This is a genomic window from Nostoc sp., from assembly GCF_036917375.1.
Classification (GTDB): Bacteria; Cyanobacteriota; Cyanobacteriia; order Cyanobacteriales; family Nostocaceae; genus Nostoc.
Window position 1 is genome coordinate 88,134 of the sequence record NZ_JBALDN010000085.1, and the last position, 22,611, is coordinate 110,744.

General features: G+C 40.2%; 18 protein-coding genes, 1 tRNA gene and 3 pseudogenes. 12 read left to right on the plus strand and 10 right to left on the minus strand.

The genetic code is table 11. The features are described from left to right. The first annotated feature begins 166 nt into the window (after window positions 1–166). Both V7K45_RS22185 and cobO read left to right on the plus strand, forming a co-directional pair. A complete protein-coding gene (locus tag V7K45_RS22185) occupies window positions 167–622 on the plus strand; it encodes a GFA family protein (RefSeq protein WP_335007151.1) in 456 nt (151 codons plus the stop codon). A 343-nt stretch (window positions 623–965) separates the two neighbouring features. After that, window positions 966–1,643 carry a cob(I)yrinic acid a,c-diamide adenosyltransferase gene (gene cobO / locus V7K45_RS22190; RefSeq protein WP_194043048.1) on the plus strand — a complete coding sequence of 226 codons (678 nt, stop codon included), beginning with the start codon at window positions 966–968 and terminating at the stop codon, window positions 1,641–1,643. Between the two features lie 347 nt (window positions 1,644–1,990). Here cobO and V7K45_RS22195 read toward each other — a convergent pair whose 3' ends face one another. Further along, entirely contained in the window at window positions 1,991–2,821 is an 831-nt protein-coding gene (locus V7K45_RS22195) for a peptidoglycan-binding domain-containing protein (protein ID WP_335007152.1), read from the minus strand. 215 nt (window positions 2,822–3,036) lie between these two features. Beyond that, window positions 3,037–3,371, minus strand: a pseudogene (locus V7K45_RS22200) (hypothetical protein); the annotation flags it as partial. 683 nt (window positions 3,372–4,054) lie between these two features. On the opposite strand from V7K45_RS22200, the gene V7K45_RS22205 reads away from it, so the two are divergent. Together V7K45_RS22205 and V7K45_RS22210 are read left to right on the plus strand one after the other, a co-directional pair. Beyond that, window positions 4,055–8,041 (plus strand): magnesium chelatase subunit H, encoded by a 3,987-nt coding sequence (locus V7K45_RS22205; RefSeq protein ID WP_335007153.1) that lies wholly within the window; start codon window positions 4,055–4,057, stop codon window positions 8,039–8,041. Between the two features lie 244 nt (window positions 8,042–8,285). Next, a complete protein-coding gene (locus V7K45_RS22210; RefSeq protein WP_335007154.1) occupies window positions 8,286–9,860 on the plus strand; it encodes a hypothetical protein in 1,575 nt (524 codons plus the stop codon). Window positions 9,861–10,145: 285 nt separating this feature from the next. On the opposite strand, the gene V7K45_RS22215 is transcribed toward V7K45_RS22210, so the two are convergent. Both V7K45_RS22215 and V7K45_RS22220 read right to left on the minus strand, forming a co-directional pair. Beyond that, the gene (locus tag V7K45_RS22215) at window positions 10,146–10,589 is read right to left on the minus strand and encodes a type II toxin-antitoxin system VapC family toxin (RefSeq protein WP_335007155.1); all 444 of its coding nucleotides are present in this window, start codon (window positions 10,587–10,589) and stop codon (window positions 10,146–10,148) included. After that, window positions 10,577–10,798 (minus strand): hypothetical protein, encoded by a 222-nt coding sequence (locus tag V7K45_RS22220; protein WP_335007156.1) that lies wholly within the window; start codon window positions 10,796–10,798, stop codon window positions 10,577–10,579. The genes V7K45_RS22215 and V7K45_RS22220 overlap by 13 nt, the downstream gene beginning before the upstream one ends. 252 nt (window positions 10,799–11,050) lie before the next feature. Between V7K45_RS22220 and V7K45_RS22225 the strand changes: the two genes are divergently transcribed. Next, window positions 11,051–11,269 (plus strand): hypothetical protein, encoded by a 219-nt coding sequence (locus V7K45_RS22225; RefSeq protein WP_335007157.1) that lies wholly within the window; start codon window positions 11,051–11,053, stop codon window positions 11,267–11,269. A 112-nt stretch (window positions 11,270–11,381) separates the two neighbouring features. Here V7K45_RS22225 and V7K45_RS22230 read toward each other — a convergent pair whose 3' ends face one another. Beyond that, window positions 11,382–11,609, minus strand: a complete 228-nt coding sequence (locus V7K45_RS22230; protein WP_335007158.1) for a hypothetical protein — start codon at window positions 11,607–11,609, stop codon at window positions 11,382–11,384. Window positions 11,610–11,739: 130 nt separating this feature from the next. Here V7K45_RS22230 and V7K45_RS22235 point away from each other — a divergent pair. Further along, a pseudogene (locus V7K45_RS22235) lies at window positions 11,740–12,078 on the plus strand (Uma2 family endonuclease); the annotation flags it as partial. A gap of 638 nt (window positions 12,079–12,716) precedes the next feature. Here V7K45_RS22235 and murA read toward each other — a convergent pair. Beyond that, window positions 12,717–14,087: a UDP-N-acetylglucosamine 1-carboxyvinyltransferase gene (gene murA, locus V7K45_RS22240; RefSeq protein ID WP_335007168.1), complete on the minus strand. Its 1,371-nt coding sequence runs from the start codon at window positions 14,085–14,087 to the stop codon at window positions 12,717–12,719. Between the two features lie 407 nt (window positions 14,088–14,494). Here murA and V7K45_RS22245 point away from each other — a divergent pair. Beyond that, window positions 14,495–14,576 (plus strand) — tRNA-Leu (locus tag V7K45_RS22245). 72 nt (window positions 14,577–14,648) lie between these two features. Beyond that, window positions 14,649–15,431 (plus strand): TrmH family RNA methyltransferase, encoded by a 783-nt coding sequence (locus V7K45_RS22250; RefSeq protein ID WP_335007159.1) that lies wholly within the window; start codon window positions 14,649–14,651, stop codon window positions 15,429–15,431. A gap of 14 nt (window positions 15,432–15,445) precedes the next feature. Here V7K45_RS22250 and V7K45_RS22255 read toward each other — a convergent pair whose 3' ends face one another. After that, a complete protein-coding gene (locus V7K45_RS22255; RefSeq protein WP_335007160.1) occupies window positions 15,446–15,694 on the minus strand; it encodes a hypothetical protein in 249 nt (82 codons plus the stop codon). Between the two features lie 301 nt (window positions 15,695–15,995). Here V7K45_RS22255 and V7K45_RS22260 point away from each other — a divergent pair, with 301 nt between their 5' ends. Further along, complete coding sequence (locus V7K45_RS22260; protein ID WP_335007161.1) at window positions 15,996–17,666, plus strand: ABC transporter ATP-binding protein; 1,671 nt, start codon at window positions 15,996–15,998, stop codon at window positions 17,664–17,666. 69 nt (window positions 17,667–17,735) lie between these two features. Here the strand turns inward: V7K45_RS22260 and V7K45_RS22265 are convergent, their stop codons facing one another. Further along, window positions 17,736–18,674, minus strand: coding sequence for a hypothetical protein (locus tag V7K45_RS22265; protein ID WP_335007162.1), 939 nt, complete (start codon window positions 18,672–18,674; stop codon window positions 17,736–17,738). Window positions 18,675–19,380: 706 nt separating this feature from the next. Here V7K45_RS22265 and V7K45_RS22270 point away from each other — a divergent pair. Further along, window positions 19,381–19,884: a GNAT family N-acetyltransferase gene (locus V7K45_RS22270; protein WP_335007163.1), complete on the plus strand. Its 504-nt coding sequence runs from the start codon at window positions 19,381–19,383 to the stop codon at window positions 19,882–19,884. Between the two features lie 39 nt (window positions 19,885–19,923). Here V7K45_RS22270 and V7K45_RS22275 read toward each other — a convergent pair whose 3' ends face one another. Next, window positions 19,924–20,598, minus strand: a complete 675-nt coding sequence (locus tag V7K45_RS22275; protein ID WP_335007164.1) for a Uma2 family endonuclease — start codon at window positions 20,596–20,598, stop codon at window positions 19,924–19,926. Between the two features lie 254 nt (window positions 20,599–20,852). Between V7K45_RS22275 and V7K45_RS22280 the strand changes: the two genes are divergently transcribed. Beyond that, a complete protein-coding gene (locus V7K45_RS22280) occupies window positions 20,853–21,317 on the plus strand; it encodes a hypothetical protein (protein WP_335007165.1) in 465 nt (154 codons plus the stop codon). Window positions 21,318–21,390: 73 nt separating this feature from the next. Continuing rightward, window positions 21,391–21,724, plus strand: a pseudogene (locus tag V7K45_RS22285) (XisI protein). A gap of 15 nt (window positions 21,725–21,739) precedes the next feature. Here V7K45_RS22285 and nadC read toward each other — a convergent pair. After that, window positions 21,740–22,606 (minus strand): carboxylating nicotinate-nucleotide diphosphorylase, encoded by an 867-nt coding sequence (gene nadC / locus V7K45_RS22290; RefSeq protein ID WP_335007169.1) that lies wholly within the window; start codon window positions 22,604–22,606, stop codon window positions 21,740–21,742. Window positions 22,607–22,611 lie beyond the last annotated feature (5 nt).

Sequence of the window (22,611 nt, forward strand, 5' to 3'; positions counted from 1 at the left end):
CACGGGGTTTTAAACCCATTTTTCTGATGAAAAGGATTTAGAAAATTGCATAAAATGAAAATACATTCATTCCAGATGTTTTATATTTTTTTTAATAAAATTCGCTTTAAGATTGAAAGAGTTTTAGTTACAATAAGGTTATACAAATTGTTAGGAGATAAAACCTGTGAGTCTTCCATATACTGGAGGTTGCCAATGTGGAGAGATTCGTTATGAAATTCATGCCGAACCGTTAACACTTTACCTATGTCACTGTAAGGAGTGTCAGAAACAATCGTCTAGTGCTTTTGGAATGTCTCTTACAGTATTACGAGATGCTGTTGTAATTGTTCAGGGAAAACCGAAAGCTTGGACTCGAAAGAATGATAACGGACGTGAAGTAAATAACCTGTTCTGTGGCGACTGCGGAACGCGATTATTCCATGAAAGAACTTACAAGCCAGATACTATCAATGTCAAAGCTGGAACCTTAGATGATACAAGTTGGTTACGCCCAGTGGGTAATATTTGGACACGCAGTGCCCAGTCATGGGTGATAATTTCAGACCAATTGCTCAACTATGACGGACAACCAGAAGATACGCAGGCTCTATGGGAAAAATGGAAACAACAACATCCATAGATGCATAACTCATGATATTAGACATCATACTTATGATACTTAAAGTATCTAACTCATTACTGTAATAAAGAAGATAATAAGAATAAAAATTTACTGGTAAAATGCTTTAATGAACATATTAGATTATTTAAAACAGTAGTAGTAAACTCAAATTATAAGTTCAGCTTGTGTATCATATATAGTTCCACCTGTCTGCAAATCATTAATAAAGCTAACACACTATTAATATTTCACATGAAAGCTTACTGGACATTTCCAATCAAGTAATGTAAGTGAAATTGGATAAGTAAGGCGATTTTGGTTCATTTTCAACACTTTTAACAGTTATTTCTAGACAAGCTTGATGAAACACGATACACCAAAAGAATTGAACCCAGACCAAGAAATTGGGCGCTTAATTGATGAGGTAATGTCTTCATCTCTGACTGATGAACAGTACCGCAAAAAGATGCAGCGACGTAAAGAAGTGCAAGACAAGCGTATAGCAGAAGCTGTACCAGAAAAAGGGTTAATTATTGTAAATACTGGTAACGGTAAGGGTAAAACCACTGCGGCTTTGGGGATGGTGTTGCGATCGCTCGGTCATGGGTATAAAGTAGCGATCGTCCAATTCATCAAAGGTAGCTGGGAACCTTCCGAAAAAAGGGTTTTCAGCTATTGGGAAGACCAGATAGAATTTCACGCAATGGGCGAAGGCTTTACCTGGGAAACTCAAGACCGCGATCGCGATCTTGACAAAGCTAGCGCCGCCTGGGAAAAATCGTTAGAATACATCCGCAACCCAGACTTTCATCTAGTTTTGTTAGACGAAATCAATATTGCCCTCAAAATGGCTTACTTACCAGTAGAAGACGTTTTAGCAGGTTTGGCGCAAAAACCCGCTAACAAACACGTTATTCTCACAGGTAGAGGCGCACCCCCTGCTTTAATTGAGCGTGCTGACTTAGTAACTGAAATGACTCTAGTTAAGCACCCTTTCCGCGATCAAGGTGTGAAAGCACAACCGGGAATTGAATATTAAATTAGAATTCACAACTCAGAACTAAGAATTGTTAAAAAACTAGGTTTCCGACTCAGCAGAGATCGGAAACCTGGTTTTTAATTCTCGTATGTCATACCAATTTGAAAAAAGAATGCAACACATAAATCATAGATATCACCAACCCTGCCCTTACTAAGGGGTGCGCGTCAGCGTGAGTGGGGTTATCTGTCGTAAACATTTTTTGAATTGGTATCAGATGTGAAAAAGCAGATTTCAAGTTGATGAGGTACACAAGCTAAGTCTATTATCTAGGTCGAAAGAGTGTTTTACTTCTGTTAACGCAGCGGGGCGTAGCCCATTCTGAATTCTGCTGTAAGTTACCTTTGTTACTTCTTATTCCAAAGACTTAAAAATGCTTGAGAGATGGCTGGGGTAATCTGACTTTGTAAGTGATTTAGTGCATCACGATGATTTGCATTATTGTCATCATAATAAGTAAACACATTCGTCAGCTTGACAATCTCAGGATTTTGATCGTTTGTCCCCCTCCATTTATTAGTAACTTTGTGTAAAACGTCCTTGGGTAGATTTTGTTGTAAGTTATTTAACGCTGCAATGTAAGAAGGATTTTGAGGATTTTTTTTGAATTGAAAGCACAAATCTCTCAGATTTAGTTGTGACTGAGCCGGAGTCTGGGGCTTATCTGTGAGACTAGATTGCTGTAGAATTTGCCGCTGTTCAAAAGTAGCAATACCATTTTCAGTTAAACCCTGAGATTTCTGAAATTTTTTGACTGCTGTATAAGTAGCTGGCCCATAAAAAGGCTTATCTGAAGGAATTTCGGCATTGGTTGCAAAACCATGAAACTTTAATCTGTTTTGAAGCCCTATGACTGTTTCTTCCATTACAGTTCGAGTTTCTGCATCAGCATTACCATTAACCACAAGTTTTTGTGAGTACTGTTTCTGAAACTTTTTAATAGCTTCTTCAGTAGGATCGTCTGTCAAGGAGTTGTTATTCCGCTTCCAGGGAGCAAATTTAGTGAGATCCGGCTTAGGATCGACCTCAGGAGCTAAATATCCCAATCCGATCAATATGTGACGGATGACTTCAGGGCTACTAACGGCCATGCTTTTTGGTTCCTTTGCAATTAAACTACCATTTAATGTATCTTGTTTTACAAAAATTATGTAAGTAGAAATAAATAAATCTAACATTTCTTGTTTGCAAGGCGTTCCGAAGGTTAAGCGGTGTATGACGACAAGCTGCAACTCTTTGAGACGTTAGACGTATGCGACTACAGATATTGAAAAACAAAGAGATGCGATCGCTTATTCTCAAATATTAATGATACTACGTGTTAAGCGCACACATCTGTACGCCCCTACTGCTATAGCCACTGCAAATTTATCAAAATTAATGTGGTGGAGTACTAGCTAACTGACTGTCTGGCATTGACAACATCATTCATATATATAGCGATCCCATTTGATTTTTGAAAAAACTCGTACATCTCAAGAGTGTGAAAATCAAAGGTAATGTGTCGAATAAACCACTCAAACATCCATTGTAAATGCGAGAATGTTGGAATTAAGGCATAAAAACTTCTCTTCAAGACGTTACGCAAATGAATCCATATTTTGACTTGCAACCAAATATCCTCTATCGAATTTTGTGACGGACAATTGGGAGCAAAGCGAATACAATCTATTTTCCATTGGTCAGTTGGTAAACCAAGATTTACTCATCTAAAAAACCTCGAATTTCCTATTATCCTCTGAACCAATCCGCGCCAATGCACTAATTTTGCTGAAATCAATTAAGAATTGCGATCGCATTTCCCTAAACCCTATCTATTTTTGGGTAAAAAAGGGCGGGGCGATCGCATTAATTATCTGTGTCACAGGTTAGACTGTCTAGCAAGTTCAACAATTACAGGTTCAAACGAAGGATAATCAAGCTGAGGGAGATAAAAGGCAGTAAACCCCACCCCTACAAATGGATCTATAGCATTCTTTTAGATAAGCTGCTACGCACTATATTTGTCTGTACATGACGAGAAATTTTATACTTCATTTTTAACTTGTATAAATTAGGCGATGTCTACGATCGGCTACGTATCTCGCCAAATATAATCAATTTTATAACCCGCACAAGCGGATTTTATTTTGCGATGCAATAATATATCTGAATAGCTATTTAACTATTAAAAATAAGTATTTCAAAAAATTTACAAAAAAGTGAGTAAATACTTTTATACAAAGTCAACAATTACGAAGAAATATTTCGTTTTTTATATCGATTTGTGTCATATAGGGGATAAAATGCCTACTGGGCAAGCGTTTTCTGATAAAAAACAGATATTGCCTAAAAAATCGCAAGTTACCTGTGGCTGATGATGCCGCTAGGAACTTCCTTCAGAGAACACGCATCAAAGGAGCCGAAGAAGCATGTTCACACACGTCAAGTCCACCATTAGACACATTGCGCCTGATAACTTACGCGGACGTAGTTTAATCAAGGTGGTCTATGTCGTGCTTGAGTCCCAGTACCAGAGTGCTTTGTCGCAAGCAGTTCGCACGATTAACGCGAACAATCCCAACTTGGCGATTGAAATCAGCGGGTACTTGATTGAGGAACTCCGCGACCCAGAGAATTACGAAGAGTTCAAACGAGAAATCGAGAGTGCGAATATCTTCATCGCTTCCCTCATTTTCATCGAAGACTTAGCACAGAAAGTAGTAGCAGCAGTAGAACCACACCGCGATCGCTTGGATGTTTCTGTTGTCTTTCCCTCCATGCCAGAGGTAATGCGCCTGAGTAAAATGGGCAGCTTTTCTCTGGCACAGTTGGGTCAGTCAAAAAGTGCGATCGCCCAATTCATGCGGAAACGCAAAGAAAAATCCGGTGCGGGATTTCAAGATGGGATGCTGAAGCTTTTGCGAACACTGCCGCAAGTGCTGAAGTTTTTACCGATGGACAAGGCACAGGATGCCCGAAATTTCATGCTCAGTTTTCAGTATTGGCTAGGTGGTTCTCCAGAAAACCTGGAAAACTTCTTGCTGATGCTAGCTGATAAATATGTATTTAAAGGTTTAGAAAAACAAAATTTTGCACCTTCTACATACGAACAGCCTGTGGTTTATCCCGATCTAGGGATTTGGCATCCTTTGGCCCCCAGTATGTTTGAAGATGTCAGAGAGTACCTCAATTGGTATACAGCTCGTAAGGATATTTCTAGCGATCTCAAAGATCCCCTAGCTCCTTGTGTCGGGTTAGTATTGCAACGCACCCACCTAGTTACAGGGGATGATGCCCATTATGTGGCGATGGTGCAGGAGTTGGAAGCATTAGGCGCACGGGTACTACCTGTGTTTGCTGGTGGTTTGGACTTCTCCAAGCCTGTAGATGCCTACTTCTATGAACCAACTACTAACACACAGTTGGTAGATGCAGTGATATCGCTGACTGGTTTTGCTTTAGTGGGTGGCCCAGCCAGACAAGATCATCCCAAAGCAATTGAGTCACTCAAACGCTTAAACCGTCCTTACATGGTGGCGTTACCCTTAGTATTCCAAACCACAGAAGAGTGGATGGATAGCGATTTAGGGTTACATCCAATTCAAGTAGCTTTGCAAATTGCAATCCCGGAATTGGATGGAGCAATTGAGCCGATTATCTTATCGGGTAGAGATGGAACTACCGGGAAAGCGATCGCACTGCGCGATCGGGTGGAAGCGGTAGCCGAACGCGCTTTAAAATGGGCGAACCTCCGCCGCAAGCCGAAGCTGGATAAAAAAGTCGCTATCACCGTTTTCAGCTTCCCACCAGATAAAGGCAATGTGGGAACCGCCGCTTACTTGGATGTATTCGGCTCAATTTACGAGGTGATGAAAGCCCTTAAAAATAACGGCTACGACTTACCAGAATTGCCAGAATCAGCTGAAGCGTTGATGCAAGAAGTCATCCATGACGCTCAAGCGCAGTACAACAGCCCAGAACTGAACGTTGCTTACAAAATGTCGGTTCCTGAGTATGAGGCGCTGACCCCATATTCTCAACGCCTAGAGGAAAACTGGGGGCCACCTCCCGGACATCTCAACAGCGACGGGCAAAACCTGCTGATTTATGGTAAGCAATTCGGTAACGTCTTCATCGGTGTCCAACCTACATTTGGTTACGAAGGCGATCCGATGCGGCTGCTATTCTCCCGTTCAGCTAGTCCTCACCACGGTTTTGCTGCCTACTACACTTACCTAGAGCAAGTTTGGAAAGCTGATGCTGTACTGCACTTTGGTACACACGGTTCCTTGGAATTCATGCCAGGTAAACAGATGGGGATGTCTGGCGACTGTTATCCAGATAACTTGATTGGCTCAATTCCCAACCTGTATTACTACGCAGCGAATAATCCGAGTGAGGCGACAATTGCCAAACGTCGGAGTTACGCCGAAACAATTTCTTACTTGACACCGCCGGCAGAAAATGCTGGTTTGTATAAAGGTTTGAAGGAACTCAGCGAGTTAATTGCTTCCTACCAAACCTTGAAAGATAGTGGACGCGGTGTTTCCATTGTCAACAGCATCATGGATAAATGCCGGATCGTGAATCTGGATAAGGATATTCACCTGCCAGAAACCGATGCCAGAGACATGAGTGCCGACGATCGCGATAATATTGTTGGCAACGTCTACCGCAAGTTGATGGAAATCGAGTCTCGGTTGTTGCCTTGTGGGTTGCACGTCATTGGTAAACCGCCAAGTGCAGAAGAAGCGATCGCAACTCTCGTCAACATTGCTAGTCTAGATCGTCAAGAAGAAGGACTTCAAGGCTTACCGGGAATTATCGCTAACAGCATTGGGCGTAACATTGATGATATTTACCAAAATAATGACAGAGGCATTTTAGAAGATGTCCAGTTATTGCAAGATATCACTTTGGCAACCCGTGCAGCAGTTACCGCCCTTGTCCAAGAGCAAATCGACGCGGAAGGACGAGTTTCTTTGGTTTCCCGCTTGAATTTCTTCAACATGGGTAAAAAGGAACCTTGGGTAGAAGCATTGCATAAACTCGGCTATCCCAAAGTTGATGGCGCAGCCCTAAAACCCCTCTTTGAGTATTTGGAATTTTGCCTGCAACAAGTTTGTGCCGACAACGAACTCGGAGCATTACTCAGAGGCTTGGAAGGTGAGTACATTTTACCTGGCCCTGGTGGCGATCCCATCCGCAACCCGGATGTATTACCCACGGGTAAGAATATCCATGCTTTAGATCCGCAATCCATCCCAACAACAGCAGCAGTCCAATCAGCCAAAATCGTTGTAGACAGGCTTTTAGCACGTAACAAGGCAGAAAACGAAGGAAAATGGCCAGAAACCATCGCCTGCGTCCTTTGGGGAACCGATAACATCAAAACTTACGGTGAATCCCTAGCGCAAATTATGTGGATGGTGGGTGTGCGTCCAGTTCCCGATGCTTTGGGACGGGTGAACAAGTTGGAATTGATATCTCTCGAAGAGTTAGGAAGACCCAGAATTGATGTAGTAATCAACTGTTCTGGTGTATTCCGCGACTTGTTCATCAACCAAATGAACCTGCTAGACCAAGGCGTGAAGATGGCAGCTGAGGCAGATGAACCCTTAGAAATGAACTTTGTTCGCAAACACGCTTTGCAGCAAGCCGAAGATATGGGAATTAATCTGCGTCAAGCAGCAACGCGCGTTTTCTCCAACGCTTCCGGTTCTTATTCGTCAAATATCAACTTGGCGGTAGAAAACAGCACTTGGGATAGCGAAGCCGAGTTGCAGGAAATGTATCTCAACCGGAAATCTTTCTCCTTCAATTCCGATAACCCCGGAATCATGGATGAATCGCGGCAGATTTTTGAAAGTACATTGAAAACTGCTGATGCAACTTTCCAAAATTTGGATTCTTCCGAGATTAGCTTAACGGACGTTTCCCACTACTTTGACTCAGATCCCACTAAGCTGGTGGCAAGTCTGCGGGGTGATGGTAAAAAACCAGCATCTTATATTGCAGATACAACCACAGCTAACGCCCAAGTGCGGACATTATCAGAAACCGTGCGTTTGGATGCGCGTACTAAATTGTTGAATCCCAAATGGTACGAGGGTATGCTGTCTCACGGTTACGAAGGTGTGCGCGAACTCTCCAAGCGGTTGGTAAATACAACGGGTTGGAGTGCGACAGCTGGCGCTGTGGATAACTGGATTTATGAGGATACGAACGAAACTTTCATCAAAGATGAAGAAATGCAGAAACGGTTGTTAAATCTTAATCCCCATTCTTTCCGCAAGATTGTATCAACTTTGTTGGAAGTGAATGGACGCGGTTATTGGGAGACTAGCGAGGATAATTTAGATCGTCTGCGCGAGTTGTACCAAGAAGTTGAAGACCGGATTGAAGGGATAGACTAGGCTTATACCTAACCAATAAGGTAGGAGGCACGGTGATACCGTGCTTTCTGCATTTATTTGACTTTTTACTGGATATAGAAAGCCAGTTTAGCGGCAAGTATTCCTAGATTGTTTACCTAGTCTTTAGGATACTGGTTATTATGAAAAAAGATATATAGAAATTCAATAAACAGTAAAGTCTCAAGGTAATTTGTGTAGATATAGCACTTTTTATGTTTCTTGCAATAGATTTAGAGTTGTATATATGCGAAATCGGTCTAAACCAAAGAGAACATTTTGGCAATCATTACGAATAAAGGCAACGAAAAGAATACTTGAATTTTCAGAGAAGCTTGAAAATCCCAAACTGAAATTCTTGGAGTCTTTAAAACACCACGCAGAGTATAAGTTACACCCTCACGATTATGAATTAATAGCTTCTCCAAGTGAGTTAGAAGTTGAGTTAGATCGAGTTGGCTTCTCTGACTTATTCTTTTCGGAAGATTTTCCCAAGCTTCAACAAGGTTTAAATAACTTACTCTCCAACTACCCTTCATTTTCCGTCGGTGATAAAGAAAACCTTAATCAGTGGTTTAACGATATATATAACTCTGGGGCTGGAGGCGCTTCATCCATTAATGTCGGCGCACTTTCATTTAAAAACAGAAAAAATGATAAATCACTAAGGTTGATACAAAGTGCCAATATTCATCTCAATTATATTGCTCCTTATTTCATTGTTCTATCAATTATTGTTAAACCATCAAATGAATTTATTCATAAATTTATTACATTAATTAAAAGCATTCCATGCCCTCAAAATGAAATTTTAGGTTTTAGCTTTAAGTATGGAATTACTTCCTTATCTACACTTCCACCTTGGCGTGTTAGGAAGGCAGAGCTTGAGGAACTTTTCTTAGAGATAAACAGAAGTATTGTACTTATATTTAGAAAAAATTTCGGTGTTGGTCTTTCATCTTTTGGTTATTTGCCCTGTATTGAAGTTATTAAGACAAATATTTCTTTGCGTGAAATTCCTGAAAACCAACATCTATTAAAAACATCTAACAAATTCAGAGCCTGTTGCAATTTTCTTGAAAGCTTAGGATATCCTTTCAAACGAAATCCAATTTATAGAGACAGTAATTGGTGGAATTTTTATAAAGTAGATAGGAGCGAACTGTTTTATCAAAGTTCTCACAGCTACCAGGTATTAATCAGTTTAGCCGATTATGATAAATCTAATGATGCACCCCATAAAGATTATTGGCAATCACCATCTGGAGCAATAATTTATAAACTTTATGATTTACTATCGTTGCTAGCATTAGAACATTTTTATGAAGTTTTAGAGAATATAATTATAGATTTAAAAACTGAGATAGAACCAGATTTAAGTAGTCAAATGCAAGGGAAAATTACACTCACAAGATTAAAATCAGCAATCTCTAAAATGGTAAAAATTAACGGTTTATACTTTCAACATTCAAGAATTTGGACAGGGATAAATGAAGAATTATTCTTGAGTTATGTATGTCAAGAAGCAGCAGTAATGTCGAGGAAAAAACATAATGAAAATGATTCAGGTCTTTTAAGAGATGACATAAAGTTTCGTATTGATAGAATCAGAAAATTCTGTGAACAGCAACTTAGTATTTTGAAGTTATCTTACGAACAGATTTTAACTTATAAAACAATCACATTAAATTATAGGCTTCAACAAGCTACCTTCTGGCTTTCAATAGCAGTTGCTTTTCTCACTATTGTTACTCTAATTCCAGAAGATATTCGACAAAATTTATTCACTAATATTTGGGTCTGGTTAAATAATATTCATTAATGATAATTAAAGCAATAAAAATACTGAAAAATGCTACTATAACAATAGTAATATAAATTGGCATTTGCATGCTTAAAAATTGAATGCTGAAAACAAACAACAGACTATGAGCTAGTATGCTAAAAGTAGAGCGATAGCAAAATGCAAAAGTGAAAATACAATACCTACATCAAGCGATCGCACTCACTCTTCCACAACAGGTAATCGCATTATTTTTGAGGTTTTCTGCTAGGCGATCGCCTACAATGCCATCATACAATCAGCGATCGCAACAGACAAAAAGACTCAAACTATCAGTTGATCCAACACTAACACTGTTAACGCTGGTAAAGACGGCAACCGCGCATCATTTGTCAAGAAAAATGATGCACCTCCACGAATAGTAGTAGCCATTTGAATAGCATCTGGGGTTCTTAAGTTATAATCTGCCCTTAATTGTGCTGCATTTTCAGCAATGTCAGGGAAAACTTCTATAGTAGTCAAACCTTGGGAATTAAATAGAATTTCACGATATTGTTGAGCTAATGCTGTGTTTCCTTGTTGCAAGGGATAGACTAACACTTCCGTGATAGTCAAAACTGATGTTACAACGCTAAAATCACCACGAAACATAGCTTCAAAAAAAGCATCTGTAACATCCAAATAATTAGGATTTTCTTCAATAAAGTAAATCAGTGGAGCAGTATCCAAACCAACAATTTGCCCTTGTAGCTGGACTAGCCATTCCATGAATCACGTTCCTGATTAATGTATTCTTGAGCATCAATGCCATTCCAGATTTCTTTACCTAATCCACGTAATTCGAGGATGCTATGCTTTTGCTTAGGTATCATCGTCACTTGTTGACGAATTAAGCTTGACAATTCTTCAATTAAGCGTATTTGCTCTTCATGAGTTAGGCTTTGAGCTTGCAATAGTACTTCTTGATAATTAGACATAAAATATACACTGCCACTTCTCTGGACTTTAAGTCAAATATACACAGACAGACAGACTGCGTTTCTTTATTTTATAAATAAACGTAAACAGGCTTGATATCTGCTTGTTTATCAGAATAACCATTGCGATCTCACTCACTCTTGGACAACAGGCGATGTCTAACGACAAGCCGCTACGCGTCTACGCTTAGTTTTTGAAGTTCTCTACAAGGCGATCGCTCCTCATCAACTATCGAAGCATAAAATTAAAGCATGACTATTAATAAAACAGATATGCTAAAAACGCTTTGGGCTACTGTTCAAGAAGGAAAAATCGAATTGCTGAAGTCAGAAGAATTACCGGAAGGGACAAGAGTGTTAGTGACGCTGCTTCCTGATGATGAAACTGAATTTTGGCTTCAAACCAGTCAAACATCACTTTCATCAGTTTGGGATAACGCTGAGGATGATGTCTATGGCGAACTACTCTAAAAATGACATCATTTTGGTTCAGTATCCCTTTTCAGATTTGTCCAGTTCAAAGGGCTAAACGTTGCTACAGCAGTCAAGAGAGGTTTATACACAGTGCATAAAAGCTTAGTTGTCAAAGTGATTGGCAAGTTAGCTGATGCTGATGCTGAACTTTTAGAGCAATCTTTGCGGTATTGGTTGGGGTTGTGATAGGAGTCAGCAATAGTATTGGCAACTTCACAAAATTGATAATTGAATGCCTAAACAAGGCGATCGTATATTCTTCCACAACAGGCGATCGCATTATTTTTAAGGTTTTCTGTAAGGCGACGCCGAATAGCCCGTTGTAGACATCGCTCATTTTTCTATACAGAAGCTCTGCTACAGTGCAATCATAGAGTCAGCGATCGCTTTTGGAAATGTGGAGAGGTGCGATCGCGTAGCTCACCGTAGGTAGCGCCCATAGTGGTATTGTGTGTGTTAGATATCATAAACTTCCCAATGGTGCAGACCGTTCCCCTGATGCTTCTTGGCTGAGACTGGAACGCTGGAATGCACTGACTCAAGAACAACAAACAAAATTTATACCACTTACTCCTGATTTTGTTGTTGAGTTACTTTCGCCAAGTGATAGTTTGAAAGTTGCTCAAGAAAAGATGAGGGAATACATAGATAATGGTGTGCGTTTGGGTTGGTTAATTAATCGTAAATCTCGGCGAGTAGAGATTTTTCGGCAAGGTCAAGAGGTTGAGGTATTGGAATCGCCTATTACTTTGTCAGGAGAAGATGTTTTACAAGGGTTTATTCTAAACCTTGAGGCGATTTGGTAAATGAATAACCAATGTATTACAAACCAATAAAAGTAATTAACCTGAGTTCGGGTTAAGCCAGAAGCTAAAAAGCTTATTCTGTCAGGATTGAATAAAACTGGAATTGATCAAAGCAGGGATAAAAGTGGAATCGTTTTGTCAATAAGGTTCACAAATGAAACTAATCTCAGCAATATGTCTTATTGACAATAGATGAAAACAGAGCTTTAGACAGAACAACGATAATTCAAGGCTTTTGAGGATTTCTTATCCCGAACTCAGGTTAATTAATAAAACAGTATGAGTATTATACCCAAAAGTATAAGTATAATTTATCAGGACTTTAAACAAAAAGACCAGCCTCCCACAGCTGGTCTTATAAATGTTTTTGCGTTGTCTTCTCAAGAGAGTTAAAACCCAATTGCGCGTTCCCAAAATGCAACGGGCAACTTTTCTTAACAATATTGTAACAGCCAACACAGATTTTTCCAGAATATTCATCAAAAAAAGATATGGATCAAGCTGAAAAGCCTCTATCTATCAGGAGAATTCAGCAGATCGCAAGGTATAGATGGGAGAGATAAAGGCAAACAAGGGAGAAAATTTTACCTTGTCTCCCTTATTCTTCTTATCCTCGCGTCAGTCTCAACCGATCAATTTCAACTTGACAGGCTACTGATGCTGGGAGAGATTTCTGCATCTGTTGGTGGTGTTTCGCCCACGCGGAGAATTTTAGCCCCCAATTGCTGCAATTTCATATCAAGTCGATCGTACCCGCGATCGAGGTGCTGTAATCCTTGAATCGTAGTTTGTCCTTCTGCTGCTAGTCCAGCGATGACTAACGCTGCCGATGCTCGTAAGTCTGTACCTAATACTGGTGCGCCAGATAATTTTGGTACTCCCCGAACGAAAGCAGCATTGCCTTTGACACGAATATCTGCCCCCAAACGATTCAACTCAGAGGCATGACGCAAGCGATTTTCAAAGACGGATTCGTTAATTACGCTGTCGCCTTCTGCCACTGACAGCAAAGCCATGAATGGCGCTTGCATATCTGTGGGGAAACCTGGATGGTATTGAGTTTCAATATCCGTTGCCTTCAGGCTTTCCGCTGGCAGAATGTGTAAGTGGTCAGGCTTTTCTTCAATTATTGTTACTCCAATATCCCGCAGCTTGGCAATTACTGGGATGAGATGTTCTGGAGCCACTGGCGAGAGAAGAAGTTCTGAGCGGGTAATTGCTGCTGCCAGCAAAAACGTCCCAGCCTCAATGCGATCGGGAATAATGCTGTAGTCAACAGAATGCAACTTGGGGACTCCTTCAATAATAATTCTGCTAGTCCCCGCGCCCTTAATCTTCGCTCCCATTGCGTTACAGAAGTTAGCTAGATCGACTACTTCTGGTTCTCTGGCAGCATTTTCGATGATTGTTTCACCCTCTGCGAGGGTAGCCGCCATCATCAAATTTTCCGTCGCTCCAACGCTGGCAATGTCTAAGTAAATCTTTGCACCTTTTAATCTCCGGCTGCTGCCAGGGACGTAGGCATTACAAATGCCATGCTCAATTTGTACTTCCGCTCCCATTGCTTGCAGTCCTCGAACATGCAAGTCAACTGGTCTTGCCCCGATCGCACAACCGCCTGGTAAGGGCATCTGTGCTACTCCCAGTCTTGCCAAAATGGCTCCAATGGCGAAAAAACTCGCTCTTAACTGGGTAACTAATTCGTAGGGGGCTTTTGATGTTTTTATCTCGCTGGCGTTGATGTCTAAAATGTCGCCTTGTCGGGTTAATTGCACACCCAAAGCTGATAAAACCTGACCCATCCGCTCTACGTCCGCTAACAAAGGGACATTACGGATACGACAATCGCCCGGACACAGCAAGGCTCCAGCCATGATTACCAGTGCTGAATTTTTTGCCCCGCTAATTTTCACATGACCCCGCAAAGGATGCCCACCACAAATTTGCAAGACTGAGGAGTCTGCTTCTGGAGTAATTTTGGCATCTGGTAAGATGGTAGAAGGATTAATAAGCCTACCTCCAAAAGTAATACGTATTTTATATGTTTGAAGTTGGTTTTGATTCTACAGTAAAGATTCAAAATGTCCACGTTTTAAAGCACTGTTTGGTATAAAAAAATTGTTTTTTGAGTGAAAATGCAGGCTGGAAAGAAGTATTAGCAAGCTTTTTGAGCTTTTTAAAAAATTTAAAAAAAAGAATGAATAAGTAGTAGTTTTAAGCAAAAATAAATACTCAGTAAAATAACTTAAGTGTTCTCTAAAAATCAATGCTGTACTGTCGAGTTAATATTTTGGTTCGACCTTGTGGCTGAAAAACTCGTTTCTAATTAGAGACTTTTAACGAGGCATTATGCTTTTACTTGACAAAGGTAAAACATAACGCAATAATTAGAAATTGTCGATAAGCACAAATGCCAGCGGAACTGGCGGAATTGGCAGACGCGCTAGATTCAGGTTCTAGTGCCGCAAGGCTTCCGGGTTCAAGTCCCGGGTTCCGCATAACCAGTGCCGAGTAGTGAGTGCTGAGAAGAAAAAACTCAGCACTCACTACTCGGTACTAACAACTAAAAAATGTTGACCAGTTTACAAAATTCCCTAGTCAAGCAAATTCGTAAGCTGCACTCCACGAAGGAGCGGCATAAGCAACAGTTATTTTTACTAGAAGGGACGCACTTGTTAGAAGAAGCTTGTGCGGTCAATTACCCACTAGAAACAGTGTGTTGTACCCCAGATTGGCAATTAGATCATGCTTCGCTGTGGGAAGAAGCTTGTAGCCGATGCGATCGCGCCGAAATTGTCAGTCAAGAAGTCTTGAATGCGATCGCTACCACAGTCCAACCAGATGGTGTGGTAGCAACGGCAAAACGAAAGGAACGCCAAACTCAACTACCATCGACTGGTTTAGTGCTAGCTTTAGAAACCGTGCAAGATCCCGGCAACCTGGGTACAATGATTCGCACCGCCGCCGCCGCGGGAGCATCCGGGTTGTGGGTCAGTGGAGATAGTGTAGATTTAGATAGTCCTAAAGTTCTACGTGCTTCCGCAGGGCAATGGTTTCGCCTCGCAACAGCCGTAACCGAAGATTTAAAAGCGACAGTCCAACAAAGTCAGCAGGCAGGAATGCAGGTAGTGGCAACTTTACCCGATGCGACTTTAACTTATTGGGAAGTGGACTGGCGAAAACCCAGTATGATTTTACTGGGAAATGAAGGTGCTGGATTGTCAGCAGATTTAGCAGCGATCGCAGATCGGCAAGTCAGAATTCCTTTGAGTCCTGGGGTGGAATCTTTGAATGTGGCGATTGCAGCCGCTTTAATGTTGTACGAAGCTCAACGGCAACTAATTTGTCAGTAATAAATTTTAACTTTTTACCCCAATTGGGTTTTTGTTATTTCTTCGAGATATTGTTCAATATCAGCAACTGCGTCCTCAAGAGCCGCTAAATCAATATCTATCAAGTCTCGATCGAGTTCGACTTCAGTGAAAGTACTACTATGCAGTTGGGGGATCTCTTCTTCCTCAGTCGAACTTTCTTGTAAGATATCCTCCAACTCTTCCAGGGATTGTTGAAATACTCGATCGGCAGCACGGCGCTGTTCTGGCTGATTTTGCTCCATAATATTAACTTGAAAATCCTAATTTACTGACTTAATTTTGATTCTAGTTCCTACAGATTTAAATTTTGCACTTGTAACATCATAGTTGTGTGCTGTATCAACTTTAGCAATGGTTATCAAGAATATCGATAGCTGTCTCCAATTGCTAAGACTGGAGATTTATTGCCATGCTACGGGTACGCTAAATCAAGTTTGGCTAATGTTTAGGCAAGTTTGATAAAACAGGTCTAATACTTAATTTGATAGACTATCCTAAATTTGAAATTATAAAAACTGGTAGCTCAGGGCTGATAACTAAATTATGAGTGAAGCCTTATTCTGTATCGAAAATCTGCGAGTTGCCTATCCTGCTCGAAGTGGAGAAGAGGCAAGCTGGGCGGTTGATGATGTATCTTTCACCTTAAAACCAGGTGAAAGAATGGGATTGGTGGGAGAGTCAGGTTGTGGTAAATCAACTATCGGACGGGCAGTAATGCGTTTACTACCAGCCTCTAGTCGGATTGAGGGACAGGTGACATTTCAAGGAAAGTCGGTGTTTGACTTGACACTTAACCAGTTGCGGAAATTTCGGGGAGAGGCGATCGCCTTAATTTTTCAAGATCCCATGACACGCCTCGATCCGTTAATGACGATTGGTAAGCATTGTATCGAAACTCTTCAGGCGCACTCACCAGAATTATCAACGCGGGAAGCCAAAGAAAAAGCACTTGCTACCTTGGCAAAGGTAAATATTCCCCCTAGTCGCTGGAATCAGTATCCTCATGAGTTTAGCGGTGGAATGCGCCAACGGGTAGCGATCGCTTTAGCTTTACTCCTCAACCCCAAGTTTATTGTTGCTGACGAACCTACTACAAGTTTAGATGTCACCGTATCAGCGCAGATATTGCAAGAATTAACTCGCCTGTGCGGTGAAGAAAACATGGGATTGTTGCTGATTTCTCACGATTTAGCAATGGTGGCTGAGTATTGCGATCGCATTGGCGTGATGTACAACGGCAAGATGGTCGAAATGGGTTCTACAGAAACCGTATTTAGGCAACCTCAACACGAATATACGCGATCGCTTTTAAAAGCAGCATTACATATTCAAGCAGTAACTGATAGTGGAGAATTGATAATTGCCAATGACGAAGAAAAGCAATTACCGATTATTAATCAGCAATCTCCAATTTTGAGTGTTACAGAACTCAAGCAACACTACACTATAGAGCCTAACTTTATCGAACGACTGCTTAACACACAAGCGCAGACAATTAAAGCAGTAGATGGTATCAACCTAGATATTTATCCCGGAGAAATTCTCGGTTTAGTCGGGGAATCAGGTTGCGGTAAAAGTACGCTATCACGAACAATCTTGCAACTAATTCGTCCTACTAGTGGCAAAGTTGAGTTTTTAGGACAGGATTTAACTACACTGTCGCGTCAAGAAATTCGCTCCTCGCGGCGACAGATACAAATGGTTTTTCAAGATCCCCATGCTTGTCTCAATCCAGCGATGACAGTGGGACAAAGTATTGCAGATCCTTTATTTATCCACAATCTAGCCGATCCAGTGAAGGCAAAAGAACAGGTTTTGTGGATGCTAAATAAAGTTGGGTTAACACCGCCAGAAGTGTATTACGAGCGTTATCCGTCGGATTTGTCTGGTGGACAACAGCAAAGAGTAGCGATCGCTCGTGCTTTGATTACTCACCCGAAACTCTTAATCTGCGATGAACCAGTGAGTATGTTAGACGCCAGCGTTCAGTCGCAGGTGCTAGATTTGATGTTGCAATTAAAGGAAGAGTTTGAGTTAACTTATCTATTCATCACTCACGATCTATGGTTAGCTCGATTTTTGTGCGATCGTATTGCCGTGATGAATGGCGGTAAAATTGTCGAACTCGGTTCTACAAAAAAGATTTTTGCTAATCCTCAGCACCCTTATACCAAAACCTTACTAGCTGCTGCTCCTTTATTAGCACGCGCTTAACTAAATAAAACTAGGAGTTAGAAAGTTTTAAACTTCTAACTCCTGTGCAGATGCGATTAATCGCGTCTCCTAACTCTCTTTGCTTTTCTCAAGTAATTTAGTTGTTTCTCCACTCGAACCGTATAGCTCAACAAACCTTTTAAACAACAACGCACTCTCGTGATTTGAAGTCTTACTTAAATTGAATAAACGCTCTATTTTTTTCTCAGCTAAAGCTCTTAGATACGGCAAATCTTCAAAAAGTGTCAAACAAGAAGCAAAATGCAATAGTATTTGTAATAAGGGTTTTGGCCACTCTAAATCGCTATAAATATCTATAAACAACTGATGTTCTGAGTCATTTAAAGGGAAAGCATGAAATATAACAATTATCCTTTTGTTATTGTAGACTGGAATACTCAGTTCAACAGCGTAGGGAGTATGTAATATTAAATCTACCTCCACAGTTGGTTGTCGCCAAATTCTTAGAGGATTAGCTGGTGAATCTAATATCGTTTTAAATGTGATTTTACCACCGACATTGGTAGTTTGGAACTGGCTAATACTAAGAATTTTAAGATTATTAAGGCTAAACCTATGAATTGTTTCCAAATGTTTTAAGTTCAATAGATGATATATTTGGCAAATATAAGGGAATGGTAAAATATACTCCTGACTAATCATGTGTAGCTTTTTTAATTGAAGCTTATTAGCTTGAGTACGAGCGAGATATTCCTGATATTGACTAGGTTCTAAATCATTGCTATTAAAGCTTTCTTCCGGCTTGAGATATAGCCAACTTACAAAAAAGAAAAAGGCTGTAAATAGTTGAAATATTTCTACAGGAGATAAATAACCATCGACTAATGCAGCTATGCTTCTATCGGTTATTCCGAAAAGCCAAGATGGAATACCAAATAGCCAAATACTACTTTTGATTTGATCTATAAAAAGCGCAATATCAACAATATTTGAAATATTACTATCTTGCTTCACGCTTAGTTTATTATTGAAACAATTAATAGACATAGTATTTGGGTTTATAAATAATCTATATAAAATTATATTTATATTAACTTTAAATAAAAAAATATGATGATGACCTCTATCTTTAGCTATATATACAATTTGTACTCATTCATACAAACTTACATCCAGTTTTTATAAACATGGCGACAAAATAAAATTTATTGTTATGTATAATATTCAAATAGATGTCTACACAAAAAGATAAAATTGTTTGTAAGCCTTACTGTTAAAGGATTTAGAATTCTATTCACTGGTTTAGAACCAAAACTTTATTAAAGCATTTATGTTCGCTGAGTTAAAAATTACAACTCTCTCAATCTGACAAAAGTAGTATATAAATATTCAGATAAAATAGTTTGTTTTTCCTGACGTAAAAAACTTATCTATTTCTCTAGAATGAATAGGGAATAAGACGTTAGGAATAAAAACTTATAATTTACAACTAAGGACTTATAAGCTTTATCTACTATAAGAAATAAAATAGGCAAGGCTTAGGGACATTCCTCTATTTATCGCAAGCGTGATGTCTTTTGTAGTGGCTCATTGCATACTTGCTAGTAGAGTTAGCCATTATATGTTAAGTGAGGTAAAAGTACCTTATCTGGCAAACTATCTGTGACAATTACGATAGAAGCCGTAGAATTGCTACTCTTAACACTGTATTATTCTTAAATATTTTCTGAAGATTTTTTCTGAGACGATAGCAATGACCATTCGCCATGCGACTGAAACTGACTTGCCTGCAATTGTAGCAATTTACAACACTGCAATTCCTAGCCGCATGGCAACCGCTGACTTAGAACCAGTATCTGTGGAAAGCCGCCTTGCTTGGTTTAAAGGGCGATCGCCTTTACAACGCCCACTTTGGGTAATCGAAGTAGACGGAGTAATCGCTGGATGGCTTAGTTTCCAATCCTTTTATGGACGACCTGCTTATAGTAAGACTGCCGAAATTAGTATTTATATCGCCCCTAGCTTTCATCGGTGTGGTTTGGGACGACAACTCTTAGCACAAGCAATTAGTGAAAGTCCTAGTTTGGGTATAAAGAGCCTAGTATGCTTCATTTTTGCCCACAATCAGCCCAGTTTAAAACTTTTTGAAACATTTGGTTTTCAACGTTGGGGACATTTGCCTAAAATTGCCGAACTTGACAACGTTGAACGGGACTTAGTAATCATGGGATTGCAAATTAGTAAACCTGTTGTTTAAAGCGATCGCTATTTTCTTAGACTTGTAAATTAAATTCGGTCACAATTGGTCTGGATTAATTCCTCGTTCTTGTAGTAAAGCACGGAGAGCTTCTAACTGTGCCTCAGCTTGTTCTGCTCTTTGTCTTTCTTGCTGCCGTTGTTGATCTAGTTCCAAAAAAGTCAGAAAGCGATCGCCATCAGGACGATAAATTTGCAGTTCTTCCTCAGTCAACTCGAAACGCACCCCCAATCGAGGGCTGACCCAACCAACCATTTGGTCAATCACTTCTAATCTTGAGTTCCGTCGCTGCCAGCCTGTCAAGTCAAGCACATCAGGTTCATACAAATAATATTCTTCCACACCGTAGCACTCATAAAACTCTAATTTTTTCGCCATTTTAGAGATCCGGTTTCTAGGCGACCAAATTTCAAATACCACCTGCGGGGGAATGTTGTCTTCAAGCCACTGTTGATAAGAACCTCGGTATCCTTTTGGTCTACCAAATACTACCATCACATCAGGAGCTTGGCAGAGTTTATTATCATCTTCCACCGAATACCACAATAAATCTCCAGCGACAAACACATTTGAGTCATTGCCAAACAGCAGTTCTAAATTATTTTTAATCCAGACAATTAATTCAAACTGCTTAGTATTGTCTGCCATTGGTTGTCCATCGCTGTCAGGGTAAATAATGCCTTTTTGGGTGGAAGATGGTAACTGTGTAACCATTGCAATGATTCTCAGGTAATTCTTAGAGGATGAGTTAGCGATCGCTTTTTTCACGCTCTTGTTATTTCACATCCTAGCTTGAGCAAAGCTAGTGCGATAGATTAAGTACTTTTATTTAGTGAGTGTATAAATCAACTCAGTAATTTTCCTATAGGAAAATAATTGGATATGTGTCAAAACAATGAATATAACACTTATCGACTCTTTCCTTTAAGTGTACTATTGAGATAATTTATTCAATATCTTAGCTATTTATGAGTACGAAAATAATTCAAGTTGCTTTCAAAAGAGCTTTTAATGAAATCGATTTACTTAAGTCTAAGATACACCAAAAACAAGGATTCTGGATTTTGGAAATTCATAGATACTCTCCTGAAGATTTAGAAAATTCAGAACACCACGCTAAGATTTATTCTATCACTGAGAAATTAGGAGATGATGTTTCTAATTGGCACAATGCAGGAAAGTTAAGTAACAATGATTTTAATTACTATCATGAAGAAAGAGGAAATTTAGAAGAAAAGCTTTTTTTGGTAAATATGGAAATTACTCAAAGACAGCCTACTTGGGTTGAGGAAACCTTGGGTATTCTAAATAAATTGACAGAAGCAATTATGAATAATTTACCAACCTTAGTCAGACCACTATTGCCACCGATACTATCAAAAGTATTTGGATTTTTACCAGGTAATCGCCAAAGAGCCTTAAAAGGAAAGTAATAATTAGGTAATTGATTCGGTCAAATCAGTTTTTCCTGTTGATTTACAATATTGATGGGGAAGTAATTCAACAATGGCTACCGTCAACCAATACCGACAACACATCCAAAAATCTGCTAACAGAACGCGCTAAACTCGTGTGGGACGATCGCATCCAAGCCCAAACTATTTTCGATACCGAACGCGACCACTACCAACTAGTCTACGTTGGTTGGCGCGGCTCAAAGCGACTATATGGCACTGTCCTTCACCTAGACATCATTGATCGCAAAATTTGGATTCAACAAGATGGTACTGAAGTTGGGATTGCAAACCAGTTAGTTGAACTCGGTGTCCCCAAAGAAGACATTGTTTTAGGGTTCGATCCTCCAAAAATGCGACATTACACCGACTTTGTAGTAGGATGATTCACCTCATAATATTTAAAGTACAATCCTCATACTCAAATCCAACCACTTCGACTGAGTAATCGGTGCACTGCTAGAAATATAGTCAACACCTGTTTCCGCTACACCGCGAATCGTTTCCAAAGTCACATTCCCCGAAGCTTCAATTTTCACCCGGCTATCCTGCTGGCGAATCAACTGCACCGCCTGACGCATCATATCCAAAGGCATATTGTCCAACATAATAATGTCAGCCTTATGCTTCAAAGCTTCTTTCACCTGCTCTAAACTTTCTGTCTCAACCTCTATAGTTAAGGGATAAGGAATCTGAGAACGAATACGGCTAACAGCTTCTCCAATTCCCCCAGCAGCCGCAATGTGATTGTCCTTAATCATCACTGCATCATCCAACCCCATACGGTGATTAATCGCCCCACCCAAAGCAGTCGCATACTTTTCCAAAAGTCTCAGCCCTGGTGTAGTTTTACGCGTGTCCACCAACTGAGCTGGTAAATCAGCAATTTTCTCTACATATATATTAGTCAACGTAGCAATCCCACTCAACCGCATAGCCAAGTTGAGCGCGACTCGTTCCCCCATCAGCAGCGCATCCAGCGAACCATGAATTTCAGCTACCACCTGTCCCGGCTCACACCGTGCACCTTCAGTCGCCACAGCCACAAAGCTGACTTTTTCATTCAAAATCTGAAACACCCTAGCTGCAACTGGTAAGCCAGCAATTATCCCTGAAGCTTTAGCGATCCATTTAGCAGAACCTAGCGTCACATCTTTAACTAGTAGTGTATTTGTTGTGCGATCGCCCCGACCAATATCCTCCACCAACCAGGTACGCAACAGAGGATCTAAAACTAGGCTTGGCGGCAAAACAGCAGAATAGCTCACAAATT

Bases quoted from the DNA above. Each gene is read 5' to 3' on its own strand.
- cobO (WP_194043048.1), top strand. From the start codon at position 966: ATGAAACACGATACACCAAAAGAATTGAACCCAGACCAAGAAATTGGG.
- V7K45_RS22195 (WP_335007152.1), bottom strand. From the start codon at position 2,821: ATGTTAGATTTATTTATTTCTACTTACATAATTTTTGTAAAACAAGAT.
- V7K45_RS22205 (WP_335007153.1), top strand. From the start codon at position 4,055: ATGTTCACACACGTCAAGTCCACCATTAGACACATTGCGCCTGATAAC.
- V7K45_RS22210 (WP_335007154.1), top strand. From the start codon at position 8,286: ATGCGAAATCGGTCTAAACCAAAGAGAACATTTTGGCAATCATTACGA.
- V7K45_RS22215 (WP_335007155.1), bottom strand. From the start codon at position 10,589: ATGGAATGGCTAGTCCAGCTACAAGGGCAAATTGTTGGTTTGGATACT.
- V7K45_RS22220 (WP_335007156.1), bottom strand. From the start codon at position 10,798: ATGTCTAATTATCAAGAAGTACTATTGCAAGCTCAAAGCCTAACTCAT.
- V7K45_RS22225 (WP_335007157.1), top strand. From the start codon at position 11,051: ATGACTATTAATAAAACAGATATGCTAAAAACGCTTTGGGCTACTGTT.
- V7K45_RS22230 (WP_335007158.1), bottom strand. From the start codon at position 11,609: ATGAGCGATGTCTACAACGGGCTATTCGGCGTCGCCTTACAGAAAACC.
- V7K45_RS22250 (WP_335007159.1), top strand. From the start codon at position 14,649: ATGTTGACCAGTTTACAAAATTCCCTAGTCAAGCAAATTCGTAAGCTG.
- V7K45_RS22255 (WP_335007160.1), bottom strand. From the start codon at position 15,694: ATGGAGCAAAATCAGCCAGAACAGCGCCGTGCTGCCGATCGAGTATTT.
- V7K45_RS22260 (WP_335007161.1), top strand. From the start codon at position 15,996: ATGAGTGAAGCCTTATTCTGTATCGAAAATCTGCGAGTTGCCTATCCT.
- V7K45_RS22265 (WP_335007162.1), bottom strand. From the start codon at position 18,674: ATGTCTATTAATTGTTTCAATAATAAACTAAGCGTGAAGCAAGATAGT.
- V7K45_RS22270 (WP_335007163.1), top strand. From the start codon at position 19,381: ATGACCATTCGCCATGCGACTGAAACTGACTTGCCTGCAATTGTAGCA.
- V7K45_RS22275 (WP_335007164.1), bottom strand. From the start codon at position 20,598: ATGGTTACACAGTTACCATCTTCCACCCAAAAAGGCATTATTTACCCT.
- V7K45_RS22280 (WP_335007165.1), top strand. From the start codon at position 20,853: ATGAGTACGAAAATAATTCAAGTTGCTTTCAAAAGAGCTTTTAATGAA.